We start from the raw sequence: 21508 nt of genomic DNA, 5'->3' as shown, positions 1-21508 counted from the left end.
CATTAAAGATTTTTTTGCTTATTTATCGTGTTTTCTGCTAAGGCAATATGTACGCTAGCCTTAGCAACTGAGTCAGGGTTCAATGAAATAGAATCAATACCGCATGCCACTAAAAACTCGGCAAATTCAGGATGGTCCGAAGGGGCTTGTCCGCAAATCCCTACTTTGCAACCACACTCATGAGCGACTTTTATCACTTGTGCAATCATACTTTTAACCGCATCATTCCTCGCATCAAATAAGCTTTTTAACTCAGTTGAATCACGGTCTATACCTAAAACAAGTTGAGTTAAATCATTGCTGCCAATAGAGAAACCATCAAAACGCTGAGCAAACTCTGCTGCTAGAATAATATTAGACGGTATTTCACACATAACATAAACCTGCAAGCCCTTTTTGCCACGCGTTAACCCCACTTCACTCATCACAGCAAGCACTTTATCTGCTTCATCAGGTGTGCGACAAAATGGGATCATCACGATGACATTATCAAACCCCATTTGCTCTCGCACTTTAACAATCGCCTGACATTCCAACATAAAAGCTTCGCGATAAAGTTTATGGTAATACCGTGAGGCCCCACGTAAACCTAGCATAGGATTTTCTTCGGTCAGTTCAAAAAACTCCCCGCCCAATAAACCACGGTATTCGTTAGATTTAAAGTCTGACATGCGCACAATGACAGGCTTTGGGTACTGTGAAGCGGCAATTTTAGCGACCCCTAGCGCAAGATTATCAACAAAATAATCTCCACCTTGTGCATAGCCACGGCATAATTCGCTAATTTTTTGTTTAACTTTACTATTGGTCACTTTTTCAGGGTGTAATAACGCCATAGGATGCACCCCTATTTGACTGGAAATAATAAACTCTATGCGGGTTAAACCTATCCCCGCAACCGGCAAAGCGCTCCATTTAAAAACACCATCGGGCATCGCGGCATTGATCATAATATCTGTGTTTGTGTGAGGTATGTCAGCTAAATTTACCTCTTCAGTTTCAAAAGCTAATCTGCCTTCATAAACAATACCGAGTGTGCCTTGGGCGCAACTTAAGGTAACTTCTTGATCATTTTTTAGCACTTGGGTGGCATTTTCACAGCCAACAATCGCGGCAATTTTTAGCTCACGACTAACAATCGCTGCATGACTTGTTGGTCCACCCGTATCGGTAATAATACCTGCCGCTTTACGCATTAAAGGTAACCAGTCAGGATCAGTTTTTTGAGTCACTAACATAGCGCCTTCAGGAAAATGTTCAACATCTTCAGGGTTAACGACTTTAAACACCTTACCCGTAGCAATAGCACTGCCAACACTGGCACCTTGCACAAGTATTTTTGATTTTTCTTTCAGTTTATAATTGACTAATACCGAATGATTTTTCTGTGATTCTACTGTTTCAGGACGGGCCTGAACGATGTAAAGCTGCCCTGAACCACTATCTTTTGCCCATTCCATATCCATGGCTTTGCCGTAATGTTTCTCGATTATTACCGCCCAGCTTGCCAGTTGCAGTATTTCATCATCAGATAAAACTAAGCTGGTACGTTCTTCAATACTGGTTGCTAGCGTTTCAGTACTTGCTGCTACTTTACTGATATGGATATTTTTTGATTTATCCGCATGGGCAAAGCACATTTTCTCTAATTTGCTGCCACATTTTTTTTCAATAATAGGTCTAAACTTGTGCTGTTGCTCACTAGCGGTAACTTCTATATTTTGTGCTAACAATGGCTTAAAAACCATAAATCTATCTGGCGTAACGCTGCCTTTTACTATTGTTTCGCCTAATCCCCATGCGCCATTGATTTCAACAACATCACTAAAGCCTGTTTCGGTATCAAGCGTGAACATCACCCCTGCTGCTTGAGCATTAATCATTTGTTGAATACCAATCGACAAGGCGACTTTCTCATGTTCAAAGCCTTGTTTTTCCCGATAAACAATGGCTCTGTCGGTATAAAGCGAAGCAAAACATTGTTTACAGGCGATCAGTAAATGTTCAATACCGATAACGTTTAAGTAACTCTCTTGTTGTCCGGCAAAGCTTGCTTCGGGTAAATCTTCAGCGGTAGCCGAACTTCTTACCGCAACACTGGCCATATAGGGGGCTTGGTTTACTAAGTCATTTTGATTAAGTTTGTCGTGTTGATTTTCTTGTATTCTCTTTGATAATTCTTGATAGGCTTGGGTAATTTCATTGTTTTGCTGCTCGGTAAAGTCACCATGAGCAATTAACTTTCTGATCGCACTGCCGGTAGTGGCCAAGTTTTGTTGTGCTGAACCATAGGCATCAATATGATGTTTTATTTTTTCATTGAGCTTATTTTGTTGTAAAAAATCGACAAATAATTGCGCGCTGGTCGCAAAACCAATAGGTACCTGCACAGCTGTTTCACTCATATTGGCTATCATTTCGCCTAAACTGGCATTTTTTCCACCCACTTGCTCGAGGTTGGCGAGCGTTAATTGCTCAAACCAAAAAATAGTTTGCGCTTGTTGTTTTGATTGCATATTTATCACCTTTATCCGCTCGACATTATCCACTCGAGATTACCGACTATAAACTCAGCTTTTCTTGTCGTTAAGAAAAGCTAACGCACTATTAATACTATGAAATTTAGGGTAATCAGCCTCAATAATTTTTATTCCCGTTGATTTTTGCAACGCCGCTAAATAATTAATAAAGTCCATTGAGTCTAAATCACACTCTTCACGGATATCTTCATCAAAATCAATGGTGTTTTTATCAACTTCAGGCGCAACTTCCTGTATAGCCTCAATAATCAAGTGCTCGATTTCTGTTGCATTCATAATTGTTCCGGTTTTTGTAAATTTTTAGCTAAGCTATTTAAAAACTTAGCCGCGAGCATGCCATCAACTACTCGGTGATCGGCACTTAAACAAAGCGTTATTTGCTCACCAATATCAATTTTTTCATCGCACACTTGTGGCACTTCTTTTACGTTACCAACACCGATAATAGCGACTTGTGGCGGATAAATAATGCCAAAAACTTGATCAACACCACGCTCGCCCATATTGGTTATGGTAATTGTAGCGCCCATCAGTTCTGAGCTACGTAAACGCTCACCACGTTCAATCGCTCGACTTCGACGCGTGATATCACGCAAAGCAGACATAATTTCGAGTACCGATAACTGTTCTACATGGCGCAATGCAGGTACAACTACCCCACCACCTCGTAAACTAATGACATTGGCAATATTGATTTCACTTGCTGGCTCAAAATGATCTTGTTGGTAAAAGCCATTTAATTGCGGATATTTTTGTAAGCTTATAGCAACCGCTTTAAGTACTAGTGCAATAAGTAAAATATGTGTTTGGGGTGTTTTGTCTTTATTGGCTTGTTGCAGCCATTGCTGCGCCTTGTTTATAGGCAGGTCTACACTCAGATAAAAATGGGGGATTTCTTGCTTAGATTTGGTCATGGCAGCCCCGATTGCGCTGCGCATATTTGTTAATGGCTCGCCCACAGTTAACCGTGTTTTGGGTGCTATCTGCGTAATATCTTTTAGTATGATGCCACCATTAGGACCACTGCCTTTAATCCTCGACAAATCTAGCTGCTGTGCTTTTGCTATTTTACGAACAATGGGCGAAGCAAGTACCCTATTGGTTTTGTTATTACTATTAGTTTTGATATTGATGTTTAGCTTTTCAGTCGATTTTTTTTGCGGTTTTATTAACGTTTTTTCTGTCAAGGCTGCTGCCGATAATAAAACCGGCTCATCAATTATTTGCTTGGGTTTTATTTTTTCAGGTGTTATTTTTTCATCAATTATTTCTTCAGTAGTTATTGGTTCTTTGATGATGTTTTCAGTGCTGGTGTTTTGATTTTTCGATTCATTTAGTGACTTTTCTTCGATGTCCATCCTTGCCAATACGCTACCGACAGGGACAGTGTTTACCGGTTGAACTAATAACTCGGTAATAATGCCGTCGTAGTAGGCTTCCATGTCAATAGCACCCTTTTGTGTTTCAAGCACGGCAATAACATCGCCATGTTTTACCTTATTACCTACCTTGACTAACCACTCGACCAACATGCCCTCGCTCATATCTGCCCCCAGTGATGGCATAGTAATGTCTATGGATTTTTTCATGCTTGCCTTTCCTCTATTTTACATTACCTGCTGAACGTTAAAGCGCAGCGTTATTGTTCACCTGCAAATAAAATTGTTGCACAACGGATGATTTGTTCTACCTGAGGTAAAGCCGCTTGTTCGAGGTGACTTGGGTAAGGAATAGGCACTTCTTGAGTACAAACTCGCTGTACTGGCGCATCTAAATACCAAAAAGCTTGCTCCATAATAATAGCGCTGATTTCACCTGCTAAACTGCCGGTTTTCCAGCCTTCATCAATAATAATAGCGCGGTGTGTTTTCTTAACACTGGCTAAAATAGTGTGGTTATCTAATGGTCGCAAACAACGTAAGTCAACAACCTCGACATTAATATTCAATGCCTCAAGCGCACAGGCGGCCATTAAAACTTTAGGTAAGCTGCCCCCATAGGTGATCAGGGTAATATCTGTACCTTGCTTACGCACTACGGCTTTTTCCATATCAGCGTCTGGTGCATTAAAGACCTCACCTTGATTATTTAATAGCATGACATGTTCAAAAATAAGCACAGGATCAGGGTCTTGTATTGCTTGTGATAGCATATAACGGGCATCGTTATGTGTTGCTGGGCTTAATACTTTTAAACCAGGAATATGGGCGTATAAATTTTCCCAGCTATGAGAATGTTGCGCGGCCAGTTGTAAGCCAGCACCACAAGCCATGCGAATAACAACGGGAACATTAAGTTGACCACCTGACATATGGCGTAACGTGGCGGCGCTATTAACAATTTGATCCATTGCCAACAAACTAAAATTAACGGTCATCACCTCTACTATCGGCCTCATCCCCCCTAACGCAGCGCCGATACCTACCCCGACAAAACCTGATTCGCATAGCGGCGTATCAATAATTCGCTCTGCGCCATAATGTTCAAACAAGCCTTTACTTACGCCATAACAGCCACCATAACGCCCAACGTCTTCACCCATTAAAAATGTACGTTCATCGTCGTTTAGGCATTGTTCAATACCCGCACGTAAGGCTTCACGGTAAGTCATCTTTTCACTACTGTTTGTTTGAACCTTCATGCCAAGCCTCCTTGTTCTGCCTTGGTATTTATTTTCGGTGTTGCTGGGCTATAAACATCTTTACAAAGATCTTCAACCGGCTCCCATTGTCCTTGCTCGGCAAAGTTAATGGCTTCGATTATCTCTTGTTTAATTTGTGATTCAATGCGGTTAAAGTCATTATCACTGAGCTGGTGATTTTGTATCAACCAGTGCTTTAATTGCTTTACAGGGCCATGCTTTTTCCACTGTTCTATTTCTGCTTTATCACGGTATAACTGGCCATCAAAGCTTGAATGCCCTCGAAAACGATAAGTCTGACACTCTAAAAAATAAGGTTGTTGATGACTTCTAACGTACTGAACGGCTTTAGTCGTTGCCGCTTCCACGTTGACCACATTCATACCGTCGACTTGCCACGCTGGCATGCCATAACTGTGTGCTTTTTTGGCAATATTGGTTTCTGATTCAGATAAGGCCAATGCCGTACCCATGGCATAACCATTGTTTTCACAAATAAATAGTATAGGTAATTGCCATAACACGGCAAGATTCATTACTTCATGAAACTCACCTTCTGCCACGGCTCCTTCACCAAAAAAACACACGGCTATCGCTGATTTTTTCAGTTGCTTATTGGCCATAGCTAAACCTGTGGCCAAAGGCAAACCACCTCCAACAATGGCATTGCCACCATAAAAGTGCTGTTTTTTATCAAATAGGTGCATAGAGCCGCCACGCCCTTTACTGCAACCATTTGTGCGACCATACATTTCAGCCATCACAGACTGCATTGATAAACCACGCGCAAGCGCGTGACCGTGTTCACGATAAGTGGCCACAATGTTATCTTCTGGGGAAAGCGCCGCCATCACGCCTACGGCTTCTTCGCCAATATAAAGATGAAGAAAACCTCGTATTTTCTCTTGTGCATAAAGCTCAGCGCATTTTTCTTCAAAAAGACGAATGCGTAACATTTGCTTTAATTGTTCAAGTAAGTGCGCTTTATCAAGATGTAATTTATCATTCATTTTTTATTACTCTTTTTCATTACCTTCTTATTGAACATTACTGTTCATCACTTTCTAAGGTGGAAATATCACCTTCGGGTAAATTGAGTTCACGTGCCTTTAATAAGTGCCGCATTATTTTACCACTGCGAGTTTTAGGTAAATTTTTTCGAAAAACTATTTCCTTAGGTGCAACTGCCGCGCCTAATTTTTTACGAGCAAAACCTTTTAGCTCTTTTTGTAATGCGGCTAAGTTGTGCTCACTGCATTCGACATCAGGATTTAACGTCACATAGGCTTTAACCCTTTGCCCGGTAATTTCGTCAGGAATACCAATAACACCCACCTCAGCGACAGCTTCATGCTCCATCAAGGCACTTTCAATTTCAAATGGTCCAATTAAATGACCTGATGATTTGATCAAATCATCAGCCCGACCTACAAACCAGTAATAGCCTTGTGCGTCTCGCTTAGCGAGATCGCCAGTTAAATACCAACCGTCTTGAAAGCACTGTTGATATTTTTCTTCACGATGCAAATAGCCGCGGAACATTGAAGGCCAGCCTTGTTTTAATGCCAGCTCACCAATTTGCATAGCTTCCTCTATTGTTTCAATGTTCCCTTGTTCATTACGCTTAACAATAGCGGCCGTAATGCCTGGTAAGGGTAAGCCCATTGAACCGGGTTTTATTGACTGACTGGCAAAATTAGCAATCATGATGGCGCCAGTTTCTGTTTGCCACCAGTTGTCATGAAAAGGTAAACCCAGTACTTTTTCACTCCATCGTACGGCTTCAGCATTCAAAGGTTCACCAACACTCGCGATGAAGGTTAACGCGGATAAATCATATTGTTCACGAATAGCTGATCCTGCTTTCATCAACATGCGAATCGCGGTTGGCGCGGTATACCAAATGGTTATTTTTTGTTGCTGTAAAATGTTATACCAACGCTCAACTTCAAATTCAGCTTCATCAACAATCATTGTCACGCCCAAACAAAGTGGCGCAATAATGCCGTACGAGGTACCCGTCACCCAGCCAGGATCAGCAGTGCACCAATAAATATCGTCTTGTTTTAAGTTTAAGGCGTACTTTGCCGAAGATTGATGGGCAACCACCGCTTGATGCACATGAATAACACCTTTAGGTTGACCCGTTGTACCGCTGGTAAAGTGCAGCAAAGCCATGTCATCACCATGAGTTTTAGCACAGGGATATCTTGTGTCAGCATCAGTAAGCAGTATGGTTAACCAATGACAGCCTTTGTCTAAGGTATGAGAAGAGGCAGCTGAAATGTTTTCATGTTCAGGACTATCGATGAATAGAATGACTTTAAGATGAGGCAGTTCTTGCCACCAAGTGGCAATTTTTTTATCATATAAACGCTTAGTGGTAACTAATACATTAACCTCGCCTATCGCCATGCGAGAACGTATAGGCTCAGGGCCAAAGGCAGAGAATAAGGGGGTAAAAACGCCGCCAAACTTTAACGTACCTAGTGCTGAAATATACAGTAGCGGTAATCGCCCCACTAAGCTAAATACCCGTACGCCTGGTTCAAAACCTAGCTTAGCTAACACACTAGCAAAAAGGCTGGTTTGTTCTGCTAAATCACGGTAACTATAATCAATTAATTTTTCATCTTTACCAAGCCAGCGAAGTGCTACTTTGTTTTCAATGCTGGTATTTAAATGCTTATCAACGGCTTGATAGGCAATATTAAGTGTTTTTTTGATGTCTGTTTGCCAATTAAAGTCATCACAAGTCTGCTGATAATCATGCAAATTTGTATCACGGCTATTATATGACATCTTATTAATTATATTTTCTGACATGCGAGCAAAATCAATCAAGCAAACGATATAAAAAGTATAGTGTTCATCTGATTTTTTACGTTCGCTTTGACTGATCTACATCAGATGAAAACACAATAAACAGCAGGCGTTATATCGAAGAGTATGAACAGGGAGATGTGAAATATCAGAGAGAGATTACCCCTTAGGTATCGTAAAGTAAGCCAAATAAAATATAGAAATTCCAACCAAGTTAGGTGGGATTTATAAGCACCTCGCTTTAAATAACCTCACGACACCCAAAAAAATAGCGCCAAAAGGCGCTATTTATAAGATCTTAGAATTAAAACGGCATTTTCATCCCAGGAGGCATTTGCATACCACCCGTTAAAGCACCCATTTTATCTTTATTTTGCTCTTCAACACGACGTACAGCATCATTCATTGCTGCGGCGACTAAGTCTTCAAGCATATCTTTATCGTCTGCCATTAAGCTGTCATCGATAATAACGCGACGTACGTTGTGGTTACCTGTCATAGTCACTTTAACCATACCTGCACCTGCTTCGCCGATCACTTCCATTTTGGCTAGCTCTTCTTGTGCTTTTGCCATTTTAGCTTGCATGTCTTGGGCTTGCTTCATTAAGTTACCCATGCCACCTTTCATCATAATTTTTCTCTCCAAATGTAATATGCCGCCAAAGATAGTAGTTAACGGCTAAAAGTTCAAGTAGCGATTAACGCGCTACAACAGTTTCTTGGTCAAGCTTAGCTTGAAATTGTTGTTGCAGTGCAATAACAATTTCATCTTCAGCTAATACTTGCTGTGCATATTCATAACGCTTGGCATTAATGTCCGCTTGGATCTGATAAGGATCTGAAACGGTTTTTTCAACAATATTTAATTCAACGGTAATTTTACGTTGTAAATACTCAGATATTTGTGCTTCTAATTGCTTATGTGCAGTATCACTATTTAAGTGCTTAATTGACTGATCTAGTTGTAAAATCAATAAATCGTCAGTAGACCTATCATCAATAGTAGCGTGGATTGCTAGCTGCCTTAGCCGCGCGAGCAAAGACATACTGTCAATCATATGTGCCCATTTATCAACTTGGTTTGCTAATTTAATCGTCGCTGGATTGATAACACCTTCATTATAAGGTTGCTCAGGTAATCTTGCTAGTTCAGGAACATTAGGCTGCTCTACAGCGGTATTTTTTACCGTGTCGACACTGGCATTTTCTCTAGTGGCTAATGATGGGCGCAAGGCAGCGCCATTAGGCTTTTTTCCGCTATCCTCCATTGACTTCTTACGACTTCTGAGCATGTTTCGTGTCGCGATTGCTGCCGCAACGGGTGATTCGAATACTTTTTTGTCATCTTTATCTTGTTGTAAATCTGAACTATTGTTAGTGGTGCTAACAACAGTTTTATCTTCATCACCATGATTAGTAGTAAGGTTTTGCTCGATAAGACTTTGATCAACAGGGCCTTGTTCCATAGGGCTTTGATCAATAATGTTTTGATCACTATTGCTCTGCTCAGATTGTAATATATTCTCTGCGGGTATTGGCTCAATAAGCGTATGAGCTTGATGTTCAATTGCTCGCATTTCTTCTGCTAAAACATCATTCGCTTCAAGTTCTTGATCAGGGGCTATACCTGGCTCTGGAATCGATTTGTCTTCATTTATATTAACGCTTGGTTGCTGTTTAATATCTTCCACAGTCTCTGGTAAGGCTGATTTTTTTTCTGGAATGAGGTTTTCATCTATATTAGCGCTAGCATGAGCTAATGACGTTGAGTCACTAAGCGAGATATCATTAGATATTTCATTACCTGCTTCGGGTAAATTATGGCTATTAACAACCGGTTTAAAAGCAAGTAAGCGAAGTAGCATCATATCAAATGCAGCTTGTTCATCATCTGCATAAGGTAAATCTTTTCTGGCAGTTAACACTATTTGATAATACAACTGAACATCTTCAGGCGACATTAACTGACAGAAACGCGTTAGCAGTTGTTGGTGCTCTACCGGCAAGCTAAAATTAGCTTTAACCACTTGCGTCATCGCGATTTGATGCAGTAGTTGGATTAGATCAGCTGACAATCGGCTATAGCTTGGCGCATATGAGGCAATAACCAGTGAAAGCTGCATTAAAGCTGCAGAGTCTTGTTTTAATAAGGCGATGATAATTTTAAAGACCCAGTCTCGGTCAACACCCCCCAACATTTGCTGCACGTCATTTCTAGTTATATGGCCATTACCTTGCGCAATGCATTGGTCGGTCAAACTTAAGCAGTCGCGCATGCTGCCACGGGCTGCTTTAGCCAGCATAGCAATTGATTCGTCATCAAATGATACGGTTTCTTTTGTTAGTATTTCAATAATTTTATCGCTAATTTGTTTAATCGTCAGCGCTTTTAAATGAAACTGTAAACAACGGGAAAGTACCGTAACGGGTAATTTTTGTGGATCAGTAGTCGCAAGGATGAACTTTACATGCTCAGGGGGCTCTTCAAGTGTCTTTAATAAGGCATTGAAACTACTGCGCGATAGCATATGAACTTCATCAATCAAATAGACCTTATATCGACCTCTTGTTGGTGCATATTGTACGTTATCTAAAATTTCACGAGTATCGTCAACTTTAGTGCGTGAAGCAGCATCAATTTCAAGTAAATCTACAAAGCGACCTTGATCGATATCCACACAAGCATCGCAAATGCCACAAGGCCTTGCTGTGATGCCTGTTTCGCAATTTAGGCTTTTAGCAAAAATTCTTGCGATGGTAGTTTTGCCAACACCACGAGTTCCAGTAAACAGATAGGCATGGTGTAACCTTTGTTGCGTCAGGGCATTAACCAAAACAGTCACAACATGTTCTTGGCCCATCAACTCACTAAAGGATTTTGGTCGCCATTTTCTTGCTAAAACCTGATAGCTCATTCTTCAGCCTTAATCACCAGCGTATTGCAGTAAAGAGAACACAGATAAATCCATGTCTTCGAGTTTTTTTTCACCACCTAAGTCTGGTAATGATATAACAAATGCAGCATCTGTTACCTTCGCACCTGTACGTCTTATCAGCTTGGTGGTTGCTTCAATAGTGCCACCTGTTGCCAGTAGATCATCAATAATTAAAACATTATCATCTTGGGTTAACGCATCTTGATGAATTTCTAAGGTGTCGTGACCATACTCCAGCTGGTAGTCTTGCCTGTATGTAGCTCTTGGCAACTTACCTGGCTTGCGCACTGGAACAAAGCCTAAGCCCAATGCTAATGCTAACGGAGCTCCAAAAAGAAAACCACGCGCTTCAGTACCCACTACTTTGGTAAAACCACCCGCTTTGAATTTATTTACTAAAATGTCTATGGTGAGTTTGAATGCTTCAGCATCATCCAATATACCCGTTACGTCTCTAAACATAATACCGGGTTTTGGATAATCTGGAATGGTGTGAATTGCGGATTTAAGTGTATTGATTTGTGTTTCAGTCATATTCTAAGCGTCGAAAAATATTTTAGCTACAGAATAAAGCAATTCATTGAAAGATTATAGTAACTGAGAGTGAGTATTTACCGATAGTAAGCCGTTTATCAATTTAAGTAGGTTTTGTACATCAATCGGTTTATCAATTACCGCTGAAAATAAGTTGGTATTACAAATCAGTTTTAACGATTGATGACCTTGCGTTGTCATCAGAATAACCGGTGTATCTAGATACATTTTATGCTGGCGCATGTGTTTAGTTAGCTGGATCCCATTCATGATAGGCATCAAGTGGTCGACGATCACTAAATCGAAGTATTCGTTTTGTAACTTTTCAGAGGCATCTAGACCGTGACACCCTGTATTGACAGAATAACCTTGAGCGAATAATAGATCACTCAGGCTATTAAGTATTACTGGATTATCGTCTACAACAAGAATTTTCATTTTAAATAAAACTGCTGTTGGTTAATTTGACAATAATGTAAACCAACCAGCCAACATGGGTAATAAAGGTGCTGCGAACATCACAAATAACGCGGCAAATAAATGACGCTTAGACGAACTATCTTTGAAGTTTTCTTCTGACATTGGCATTCCAATTGATTGACTAAACGGCGCGGATTGTAGTCTAAAAAAGCTATTAAAAGTAGCTTTATTTGATTTAGAACAACTAACTTAACTATATTTAATGTTTTATTTGAAATTTGAAATTTGAAATTAATGTGCTGCGAAGTCATTATTGAGTAAGTAACTCTTCAAGATATAAAAAAACCAGCCTAATTGGCTGGTTTTTTGTTTCATATCTATTAATTAAGTATAAAGATTAGATAGAAACGTTCTTACGTCGTGCTGTGTCTTTAATAAAGCTTTCCCAACCCTTAGCTGACTTACGGGTTTTAGGATCTTTCCTTGCTAAACTAATCGCTTTATAAGCTTGTTTATATTGTTCTAAATAAAAGTGAGATTCTGCAATACTCATTTGCAGTCTACCTTCATTTTTAACACCAAGCTCTATTGCTTTAGTCAACGCTACGATCGCTGGCTCAAATTGCTCATCTTGCTTTAATAACATACCTTCTTTGCTGTAATGTTTAGCAAGGTTTGTCATTTTAGCTAATTCGCCATAATATTTAGCCGCTTTATCAATATTCTGAGCAGCGTGCCAAGCGTTAGCTAGTGAAGATAAATTTTTATCATCACGTGGTACTAAGCCAGAATCGATATGCTTTTCTAACAGTATCGCTGCTTTATATGGCACTACATTTTGCGAATATAAACTTGCTAGTGTTTTAATCTCAGATTCTTTAACAAGGAAACCTTGTTTATAAGCCAGATCAAGTGTTTGTAAACCTTTCTGGTAATCTTCAACTAGCAGATAGAACATACCTAACTGCGTCCACCAAGTTTTATCTTCTGGGAATATTTGAATAACAGTTTCAAGCGTTTTAACAGCATCTTTATATTTTTTATTTTCATAAAATGAAGTGATCTTCAATATATAAGGATTTTTGTTTTGCTTGTCACCATAAGCCGCAATCGCATTATCAGCTGGCACAATCATTTCATCTAATTGTTTCAACGCATAATGAGCATTAGCGATTTTCGTCCAAGTATTACCGTCAGATTCACCCGTAAAATCCATCCAAGCTTTATAATTAACTAGTGCTTCTTCATAAGCCTTGGTCTGCATCTGTAAATCAGCTAACAGTTTGATCGCATCGCCATGATCTCGCTCATTGAGGATATCAGGTGCAACAGCTACTTTTAGGTATTTAATAGCGTTAGCTTCTTGATCACCCATAGTTGCATACATGACTGCTATAAAACGAGAAACATAAGCTTTGTCGTAGTCTTTACTAGCATCAATATCTAAAAGAATAACTAAAGCACCTGGAATATCATCCGCTGAATAAGCTTCGAAGGCTTTTGCTACTTTTTTACCGACACTAGGACCAACAAGCTGTGTTTTACGCTTTGGTTTTTCAGACTTTTCAGCACCAGCTGCAGATACTTCTCCAGCTATTGGCAATTGAATTAGAACAACTGAAATAATTAACAGTAAAGATGAAAAAATCTTATTCATTACTAATTCCCTCCATCCATTTTAAAGTCAAGTCTTACGGTCAAACCTGGTTGTCTCATAGCTTTGCCATCAACAACTTTTGGTTTGTACTTCCATTTTCGCAAAGCTCGTTTAGCTTCTCTGTCGAAAACACGTCTTGGCTCTGCTTCAATGACATCAACATCTTCAACACCACCAATTTCATTGATAGTAAATGAAAGCGTAACCCAACCTTCTTTACCATCACGAGCAGCTTGTATTGGGTATTTAGGCTCAATACGAACTATTGGTGTTGCATCTCCGTCACGACCAAAACCAGCACCGGGTGCAGAAATACCTGCATTTGCTCCGGCTAACTGTACACCAGGCATATTAAACGTTAATCCACCCGAGTCGTTATTCGCTTCAGGCTCTGGAGCTTGAGGCTTAGGTGGCGTTTTAGGCGGCGGCGGCGGCGGCGGCGGAACACGTTGACGGCGTTCAGCAGCTGACTTAGGTGGCGTCGTATTAACTTCTACAATGATATTCTCTAATCCTACTTCCTTGGTTCTATCACCGCTAGAAACAAGGAAGGCCATAAAAGAAAACAAAGCAAATGTTACTGCCGCGCCTAGTAGTATAGATACTAAAAAGCGAACCATAGACTACCCCTTAGCTGCAGCGATAGATATTCTGTCTATGCCCGCTTCTTTAATTGCATCCATTACTTTAACAACTACACCATGTTTAGCGTCTTTGTCAGCTTGAATGATTACAACATCAGTTGGTTGCTCAGCCAATAATTTTTCAATATTGGCCGCTACGCGTTCAACATCTACACGACGCTTATCTAACCAAATTTCACCATTATCTTTAATTGCAACAAAGATATTAGCTGACTTTTGTTTCGATTGATTTGCCGCTTTAGGTTTATTAACTTCAATACCAGCTTCTTTAACAAAAGAAGTAGTTACGATAAAGAAAATCAGCATAATGAATACGATGTCAAGCATCGGTGTCATATCTATAACTGCTTCTTCGTCCTCACGAATACGTTTACGTGCCATTCGAATATCTCTCTAGTGATGAGGTAAACTGTCAACCAGTTTAGCCTTTGCTAGTTTAACTTTAGCGTCTAACCTTGAACTGAAAAACACCCCTGATAATGCTGCAACCATACCCGCCATTGTCGGAATTGTTGCCATTGATATACCAGACGCCATCAGACGCGGATTACCAGTACCTTGTTGTGCCATTACTTCAAACACACCGATCATGCCGGTTACGGTACCAAGTAAACCAATTAGTGGACACATTGCCACCAAGGTTCTAATTGTGAGCATACGTTGCTCTAGTAGTTCTGTCGCTTCGGAGATCCAAGTATCTCTAATTCGATGTGCATACCAAGAAGTAGTATCTTCTCTTGCATCCCAACGTCCGACAATATCGTCTTTCATTTTAGGATAGATTTTAGATAGGAACCAATAACGCTCTATCATCATTATCCACATCAATAAGAGTGCGAAGGCAACAACGTAAAGTACGTTACCGCCAGTCGCAATAAAACTCCTGACAGATTCCCAAAGCTCTATCAGGAATAACATTATTTAGACTCCTTCTCTGCAATAGCAGCGATCAAGCCAGCACTTTGCTCGTCTAGCTTTTGCAATACAGATTTACTTTTACCAGCAACAACACTGTGGATTAAGATTAATGGCAATGCACAAATCAAACCTAGGGCAGTTGTTACAAGTGCTAGAGAGATGTTACCCGCCATAATTTTCGGGTCACCTGTACCGTATAATGTAATCGTTTGGAACGTCATAATCATACCGATTACTGTACCTAATAGACCCATTAGTGGTGCAATTGCAGCGAACATTTTGATTAAGTTAATACCACGGTCAACTTTAGGTGTTTCACGTAATATAGCTTCATCAAGTTTAAGTTCAAGTGTTTCCGCATCAACCGCTTTGTTATCAAAGTAAACTTTTAACAAGCGACCCAGTGGGTTATTGTCGTTTGGTTGTTCAAGATTCTTCTCTTGAGCGCGAATTTTAGAACTCATGCTGCCAAGAACAATCATACGCTCTAAAGCAATAAGAAGACCAAAGAATAGTAATACAGTGATGGCATAGCCTACTTCTTTACCTTCATGGTAGAATTCCATCAATGTTTTCTTACGCGTTTCAAGCGTTAAGATAGCACCACGAGATGGATCAACATAAAGAGGTGAAAAACCAGAAGTTTCACCGAAGAAAGAAGCCGCAGTACCAGCGATATAACCAGCAGGTTGCTTAGCTAGTGGCTGTACTTGACCAACTTCATCATTATAATTTAAGTAACCGTTTTCAGACACTAAGTTGAAAGTACCTATACGTGTTACTGATTCAGTAGACTTTGAACCATCTAAGTTAGTTACTTCTGTAGTAAACTTAGATACTTCACCTGACTGAGTCATTTCTGTTTGCAGAGCAAACCATAATTCTTCAAGCTGCTCAAGTTCAGGAATAGCTTTTGAATTAGCAATCATGTCTAACGTATCACCACGACCTGGGTATTCAGCTGAAACGATTGACGTTACAATTGAGCCATAAGCATTAGCTGCAGCTGCACGACTTACACCGAACATTTCACCTAAAGTACCTTGGGCATTGTCTAACTCTACAGACTTTTGCGCTAAAGTGATTTCATTAGCAGCATACTCTTTTGTCAAACGTTTGTTTCGTGCTTGTTGATTTGCTAGTTCTGTTTTAGCTGTGTTCAATAACGATTGCTTGTCAGAACGCGCAGAAATAAATTCTGCTTCACGTTTTTTATCAATTTTAGCTTCAGAAATACGGTCATTTTTAACTTGTTTTAATAAGTCATCTAACTGATTCGCTGATGCTGAAGCTGCTACTGTCATTGAAGCAGCAAATAATACGAAATTAATAACTTTTTTCATTATTTTGCTCCTGCTGCAAATACGGGTAGTTTAGCTAGATCAAGGGGTAATTGCTTACGAGCCATACGAACGGCATCAGTGACTGGTTTCAAGTATTCGTCACCTAAAACATCCCAACCACGTTTTTCATTGTTCCAAACCCAAGAGTTTTTCATGTCAAGAGATTGAGCAACAAATGAAATACGACCCATATGAACAAAATCAGCAGTGATCATACGATCACCTAAGTCAAGCTCACCTTGATACACACCGAATATGGTGCCGTAACTGGCTTCAATTTCATATGCTTCAAGCACTAAACGAAACTGTTCAGATACTGATACATCTGAATCACCCATTACATCACGTAAACCAGCAATACGCTCTTTACGTGCATCAATGTTCATAGGAACATCAAGGTCAACAAACTTATCTAATGTGTCAATCATTTTGTACATCAATGGCACAACGCCTTGCTTGGTTTTATCTATACCAGCAATTTGTTTTTGTAATGATTTAATATTAGCTTCTTGATCATCAACCATTAGTTGAACATGATCGTTATAACCGTTTAACACGTCAGCTTCATCGACTGTATTACGGTACTCAGCTAGTAGCTCTTGAGTTTGTCCGTAAATGTTATCTATTTTGCTTTGTGATTGACTTGAAGCTTTAAAAATTTGAGCTTCTGCTTTTTGTAGTTCTGTTAATGCATCTGCAGCAGCGAAATTGCTTGCTGAAAATGCTAGTGCGCCAATTATCGTCGTTGCGATAAGGCTTTTCTTGCTTAATTTGGACATAGTTCCCAACCATTGCTATTGAATTTTGATAACAAGCTTTATTGTTAACGCAAATTTAATAATCTGCCATTTAAAGTTTTATTATTCTAAAATAAAACTACGACAATATTCCCAGACGACAGCCTAACTGTCAACTAAGTACCATAAAAAGACTATTTATTTCACTTTTAAAGAGTGAAGTAAATTTTTTTGTAACGATAATTTAACAATACATTCATTTAATACAGAATTTTATTGATTTAATCGATGTTACAGAAGACCCCTTTATTGTAAAAATATGTGCTGCTCATGTTTTACTAACTCTTTCGTAGTAAGTCAAACTTTATTATCTAAATGCGGTTTAATTGTGCCATTTTGGTTTTTAAATGAACAAATATATAATATTAAAAATATGCAAGCTATATGACGCTGATCAACACCTTCCTTAAATTATACTAGCTATGAACAGCTTATAATTTAAGCACAAGAGAAATTGACACGACCAAAAACGAGCCTCCTTAGATAGTAAGTTATTATCATAAGGGGGTATTCGTATTTGAGGCATTAACTTCCAATATAACAGTATATGACAACTCACTAAAAATGCACAAATTAAGGGATAAAAAACTAATAGTCTCCTTAAGCAACTTTCAGTTTCCAACTATTTGAATAATCTTTTTGTAATCACCCAAAATACCGAGGAACTAATTGTTTCAATGCCAATGACGAATATCTGTGAGGTAGTCATTTTTGCAACAGTCATTATGCACTATTTCAATCGAAACAAGCTTGCTCGTAAAAGTATCTAATCGAGTTGTTGAATTTTTTATACACTGAGAAAAGTGAGCCATTAACTGATTATTATCTCGGGATTAATCCTTTAGTTATCTGCTCACAAATAACTTGTAGTGTATTTTTACCATCAATATTTTAAATATTAACTAGTTTAATTTAAACATAGCTAGATCAAACTCAAATAAGCTGATGTTTTTAATCGACATAGATCTATTGCCGTTTGCCAATATAGCTTCTGCTAGTTGACTACCTAGATTTTATAGAGACTCTCAGAAAAGAAGAATGGACTTCCTAAACTTTACTAGACACCCAATAAGTTACATTGTAGCTTCATTTAGAGGTGTTTATGAGTAAAGGCAAACCGTATACCCAAAAATTTAAGCAGTTCAACAAACCAATTAACGTGGTTATTCGATCGCTGAAGTATCGGAGCGGTTAGATATTTGCACTAAAACGTTATATCACTGGCGAAGTCATTATCGGATAAACCTAAATCGTTTAAAGCTCCAGATGAACAGCTAAGGTTCGATAAAATCGAAGCTGGATTACGTTGGGTTAAGAGGAGCGTGACATCCTAAAAAAGCCGCAAGGTACTTTGCCAGCAACCCCAGAGTAAAATACATATTCATTCATAATTATCCAGGTGAATTTTAGGTTGTTGCGATATGCCATATTTTCAAGCTACATCGAAGCGGTTTTGTGCCTGTTTAAATAAACCATTAAGCACAAGCGAGATTGAAAATAATCGTTTACTCAAACTTATTAAAACCTTTTATGTTGAGAGTGACGGTACCTAGGGTAGCCCTTGGATACATAATGACTTACGTAGGGTTGGTAAATTATGTAGTGTGAATCGTGTGGCTAAGATTATGAACAAACATACGCTAAAGCAAACTAGGGTATAAACATCGATATATCAAAGGTGGTAGCACATCACCTATTGCGGATAATATACTTAAGCGTCAACTCGCCCTCCAGCACCTAACCAAGTTTGGGTCAGCGACATCACCTACATAAAAAAACATGAGGGCTTTTTGTATTTAGCGACAGTTATGGATTTATGCTCCCTCAAGATAGTAGATGCTCGATGGATAAGAAGTTAACCATTAATAGGTTACTCATGGCTGTTTATCAACACCAACTTAAGGCTGATGTGATGGTTCATAGTGATTAAAGCAGTCAATATGGCAGCGGATATTACTTAGCGTTCATGAAGGCACATAATTTTTTGCTATCGATGAGTCGACTAGGAAACTGTTATGATAATGCTGTGGCCAAATTTTTTTCGCGACTATTAAAAGATTATCGTAAAACAAAAGATATATTCAATACGTAAAGAAGCGAAAGAAGAGATATTCAATTTTATATAAATATTCTACAATCCTAAAAGCGTCACTATCATACAGGTGGTATTTCAGCTACTAAATTTGAGCAAGCATATTTTTACGAGTTAAAAACTGTCTAGTGAAGTCCATTGAATCAAGACCTCCTGAGGCATAGCACTCGTGATTTTTAAAAGCGCCACTAATAATTCAATAATACTGTACTACTTTTTTATCGATTGCAGCTTAATTTCCTCAAGTAAGTCATTATCGGTAATATATTGCCCTACCGGTAGGGAATTTTCATTTTAACATCATTAAACGCTACAAACTGCAACCCTGACTGTTCGAGCAACGGATACACTTCTAAAATGCTATAAGTACAATATTGCTCATACAACAATAAATCGACTAAGCCGAGATCTTTACCTTTAATATAATCAACTATAAATTTTACATTATGGGAAAACCAATTAGTTTTTGGGCGATTCGCCAATATTCTTTTAATATTTGTCACCTCATTAGACAAATATTCTTCATTCGCGTTAATCATTCTCATTAACTGCTGCATTTGATAACCGCCAGTTCGTCTATATTTCCCGTATACCATCAAACCCATCGCACCTGAGTCATTCAATAAATTTTTATTGTGAGTGTAGACCTAACAATTACTCGTCTAAATGATGTAATACACCTGTGCAATTTATATAGCCCAAATTACCTATATCCCACCAAATAAAAATAGTAAACCATGTAACCAGTTTATATTGGTCAAATTCCTGCCGTGTTACCTTTTAATTACTTTACTAAAAAATAACGGAACCTACTGTTCCACTGCCAGCGACCAACACTCTAATTGATTAAAATCACAACCGTCTTCAAAGCAATAAAAATTGATCGAATCAAAGCGTTCAATACCTACAAACTAATCAACAGATCTCATCAAACCTACCTCTATGAGCGTAGGTATAACTTTTATATAGATCTCTACCTTTTTTAAATATTGCCTATTACGCTAAGCTACCTTATTATTTAAGGATAAAAAATAATCTTTGTTAATCATCTGAATAAAAAATTTTATATTCTTTTGGATTTATGTCAATTTTTACAAAATTATTACATATCTATTTATAGTGAAAATTATAATCTAGGTTATTTTGCAAAGTACTAATAAAGAAATGTAATGAAAAACGTACAACTTATTAACAATGCTGTTTGCAGTATTTGCTAAGATATAGTTTGTGGTACCTGACAGTTTGGTTATCAGTTTGTAATTTAGTAGGTTACAAAGCAGCCTTTACTCAAAAATATAAAAATGGAGCTCAAAATGTTAAAAAAAACATTACTAATTAGCATCACTATACTACTCGCCGCTTGTAGTTCAAGTCAGTCAGGCTATGCTGATAAATCTAAAGAAAATGGTGATAAATATACCAAGATGGCAAAGGATAAAAATATGGTATGTGAGTATAGAGCTACGACAGGAAGCCATAGAAAAAAACGCACTTGTATATCGAAAGAATTAGCTGACGAAGTAAGAAGAAGAAACCAAGAAGCGCTTAGATCACAAGAAAGTAAAGCCCAAACTAGCGCTGGTTCAAGAATTTAGCGATTGAATAAATACTAAATTATAATATATATAGTAATGTAATTGCTAAATAAAGCTTAAGTAGCTTCTACAGAAAGCTAATCCTTACCGATTGAGAAGTTAGGGTGGGTTATGCTTCAAATGTATCGATACGGTCTTTTTCAAGACAGTTGTCGCCTAAATTGTTAAGTCGCTTCTTTTTTTTGCTCAGGATTTAACTTCACAGCGTCTATTCGCTGCCAGTTTCTCTATTCTTTTGACCATCGCTGTGGATGTTCATTTCTTTTTTCTGATATAACTCTTTTCGCTTCACTAGTACCTCAACATCCAGACCACCATGTCTCTAGCATCGTGTCACAAAATTGATCCTGCTATGGCGATGCTCATTGTTGTAACAATAAACAAATTATTTTACCCATTGTTGAGCTCCATTTAACGATTTAAAACCTTCGCTAGGCAAACGAGGGTGATACTTTACCGTTCTAAATAGTAATTCTGAGTGCGGATTATCGTTACTTACCCTGGGCGACTTCGCGAGGTAATAACGCCAAATAAAGCAAATGAAAAAGCCATTGAGTTTACCTCAATG

20 protein-coding genes and 2 pseudogenes are annotated in these 21508 nt (G+C 38.7%); 3 read left to right on the top strand and 19 right to left on the bottom strand.

Annotated elements, in window-relative coordinates; translation table 11 throughout:
• Positions 1–2 precede the first annotated feature (2 nt).
• The 17 genes from ppsA to H4J46_RS04575 all read right to left on the bottom strand — a co-directional run bounded on the left by ppsA (position 3) and on the right by H4J46_RS04575 (position 17235).
• Positions 3–2516: a phosphoenolpyruvate synthase gene (ppsA, locus tag H4J46_RS04650; protein WP_182232352.1), complete on the bottom strand. Its 2514-nt coding sequence runs from the start codon at positions 2514–2516 to the stop codon at positions 3–5.
• 54 nt (positions 2517–2570) lie between these two features.
• Entirely contained in the window at positions 2571–2816 is a 246-nt protein-coding gene (locus H4J46_RS04645; RefSeq protein WP_182232351.1) for an acyl carrier protein, read from the bottom strand.
• Entirely contained in the window at positions 2813–4129 is a 1317-nt protein-coding gene (locus H4J46_RS04640; protein WP_220462924.1) for a dihydrolipoamide acetyltransferase family protein, read from the bottom strand. Before H4J46_RS04640 ends, H4J46_RS04645 begins: the two co-directional genes overlap by 4 nt.
• Positions 4130–4179: 50 nt before the next feature.
• Positions 4180–5181 carry an alpha-ketoacid dehydrogenase subunit beta gene (locus tag H4J46_RS04635; RefSeq protein ID WP_182232350.1) on the bottom strand — a complete coding sequence of 334 codons (1002 nt, stop codon included), beginning with the start codon at positions 5179–5181 and terminating at the stop codon, positions 4180–4182.
• Positions 5178–6191 carry a pyruvate dehydrogenase (acetyl-transferring) E1 component subunit alpha gene (pdhA, locus tag H4J46_RS04630; protein WP_182232349.1) on the bottom strand — a complete coding sequence of 338 codons (1014 nt, stop codon included), beginning with the start codon at positions 6189–6191 and terminating at the stop codon, positions 5178–5180. The genes H4J46_RS04635 and pdhA overlap by 4 nt, the downstream gene beginning before the upstream one ends.
• Positions 6192–6228: 37 nt before the next feature.
• Positions 6229–8007, bottom strand: a complete 1779-nt coding sequence (acsA, locus tag H4J46_RS04625; RefSeq protein ID WP_182232348.1) for an acetate--CoA ligase — start codon at positions 8005–8007, stop codon at positions 6229–6231.
• Positions 8008–8308: 301 nt separating this feature from the next.
• Positions 8309–8635 (bottom strand): YbaB/EbfC family nucleoid-associated protein, encoded by a 327-nt coding sequence (locus H4J46_RS04620; RefSeq protein ID WP_220462923.1) that lies wholly within the window; start codon positions 8633–8635, stop codon positions 8309–8311.
• A gap of 67 nt (positions 8636–8702) precedes the next feature.
• Positions 8703–10919: a DNA polymerase III subunit gamma/tau gene (gene dnaX, locus H4J46_RS04615; protein WP_182232347.1), complete on the bottom strand. Its 2217-nt coding sequence runs from the start codon at positions 10917–10919 to the stop codon at positions 8703–8705.
• A gap of 9 nt (positions 10920–10928) precedes the next feature.
• The gene (gene apt, locus H4J46_RS04610; protein ID WP_182232346.1) at positions 10929–11474 is read right to left on the bottom strand and encodes an adenine phosphoribosyltransferase; all 546 of its coding nucleotides are present in this window, start codon (positions 11472–11474) and stop codon (positions 10929–10931) included.
• Between the two features lie 54 nt (positions 11475–11528).
• The gene (locus tag H4J46_RS04605; RefSeq protein WP_182232345.1) at positions 11529–11912 is read right to left on the bottom strand and encodes a response regulator; all 384 of its coding nucleotides are present in this window, start codon (positions 11910–11912) and stop codon (positions 11529–11531) included.
• Between the two features lie 21 nt (positions 11913–11933).
• Complete coding sequence (locus H4J46_RS17090; protein WP_259363252.1) at positions 11934–12056, bottom strand: hypothetical protein; 123 nt, start codon at positions 12054–12056, stop codon at positions 11934–11936.
• Positions 12057–12291: 235 nt separating this feature from the next.
• A complete protein-coding gene (locus H4J46_RS04600) occupies positions 12292–13551 on the bottom strand; it encodes a lipopolysaccharide assembly protein LapB (RefSeq protein WP_182232344.1) in 1260 nt (419 codons plus the stop codon).
• Between the two features lie 2 nt (positions 13552–13553).
• A complete protein-coding gene (locus H4J46_RS04595) occupies positions 13554–14171 on the bottom strand; it encodes an energy transducer TonB (protein ID WP_182232343.1) in 618 nt (205 codons plus the stop codon).
• Between the two features lie 3 nt (positions 14172–14174).
• Complete coding sequence (locus H4J46_RS04590; RefSeq protein ID WP_081149207.1) at positions 14175–14576, bottom strand: biopolymer transporter ExbD; 402 nt, start codon at positions 14574–14576, stop codon at positions 14175–14177.
• Between the two features lie 12 nt (positions 14577–14588).
• Positions 14589–15113 (bottom strand): MotA/TolQ/ExbB proton channel family protein, encoded by a 525-nt coding sequence (locus H4J46_RS04585; protein ID WP_182136962.1) that lies wholly within the window; start codon positions 15111–15113, stop codon positions 14589–14591.
• The gene (locus tag H4J46_RS04580; RefSeq protein ID WP_182232342.1) at positions 15113–16456 is read right to left on the bottom strand and encodes a MotA/TolQ/ExbB proton channel family protein; all 1344 of its coding nucleotides are present in this window, start codon (positions 16454–16456) and stop codon (positions 15113–15115) included. Before H4J46_RS04580 ends, H4J46_RS04585 begins: the two co-directional genes overlap by 1 nt.
• Entirely contained in the window at positions 16456–17235 is a 780-nt protein-coding gene (locus H4J46_RS04575) for a DUF3450 domain-containing protein (protein ID WP_182232341.1), read from the bottom strand. Before H4J46_RS04575 ends, H4J46_RS04580 begins: the two co-directional genes overlap by 1 nt.
• 1188 nt (positions 17236–18423) lie before the next feature.
• Between H4J46_RS04575 and H4J46_RS17645 the strand changes: the two genes are divergently transcribed.
• Both H4J46_RS17645 and H4J46_RS17640 read left to right on the top strand, forming a co-directional pair.
• Positions 18424–18531, top strand: coding sequence for a hypothetical protein (locus tag H4J46_RS17645; protein WP_404851679.1), 108 nt, complete (start codon positions 18424–18426; stop codon positions 18529–18531).
• A 464-nt stretch (positions 18532–18995) separates the two neighbouring features.
• Positions 18996–19112 (top strand): annotated as a pseudogene (locus H4J46_RS17640) (hypothetical protein); the annotation flags it as partial.
• A gap of 505 nt (positions 19113–19617) precedes the next feature.
• On the opposite strand, the gene H4J46_RS04565 reads toward H4J46_RS17640, so the two are convergent.
• Positions 19618–19968 (bottom strand): hypothetical protein, encoded by a 351-nt coding sequence (locus H4J46_RS04565; RefSeq protein ID WP_182232340.1) that lies wholly within the window; start codon positions 19966–19968, stop codon positions 19618–19620.
• 690 nt (positions 19969–20658) lie between these two features.
• Here H4J46_RS04565 and H4J46_RS04560 point away from each other — a divergent pair.
• Positions 20659–20940, top strand: a complete 282-nt coding sequence (locus H4J46_RS04560; RefSeq protein ID WP_182232339.1) for a hypothetical protein — start codon at positions 20659–20661, stop codon at positions 20938–20940.
• Positions 20941–21104: 164 nt separating this feature from the next.
• Here the strand turns inward: H4J46_RS04560 and H4J46_RS04555 are convergent.
• A pseudogene (locus H4J46_RS04555) lies at positions 21105–21468 on the bottom strand (integrase core domain-containing protein); the annotation flags it as partial.
• Between the last annotated feature and the right edge of the window lie 40 nt (positions 21469–21508).

Source organism: Colwellia sp. MB02u-6, from assembly GCF_014077095.1.
Lineage (GTDB): Bacteria > Pseudomonadota > Gammaproteobacteria > Enterobacterales > Alteromonadaceae > Cognaticolwellia.
Note: the sequence above shows the minus strand (reverse complement) of the source record. Positions and strands in the feature narration are given on the sequence as shown.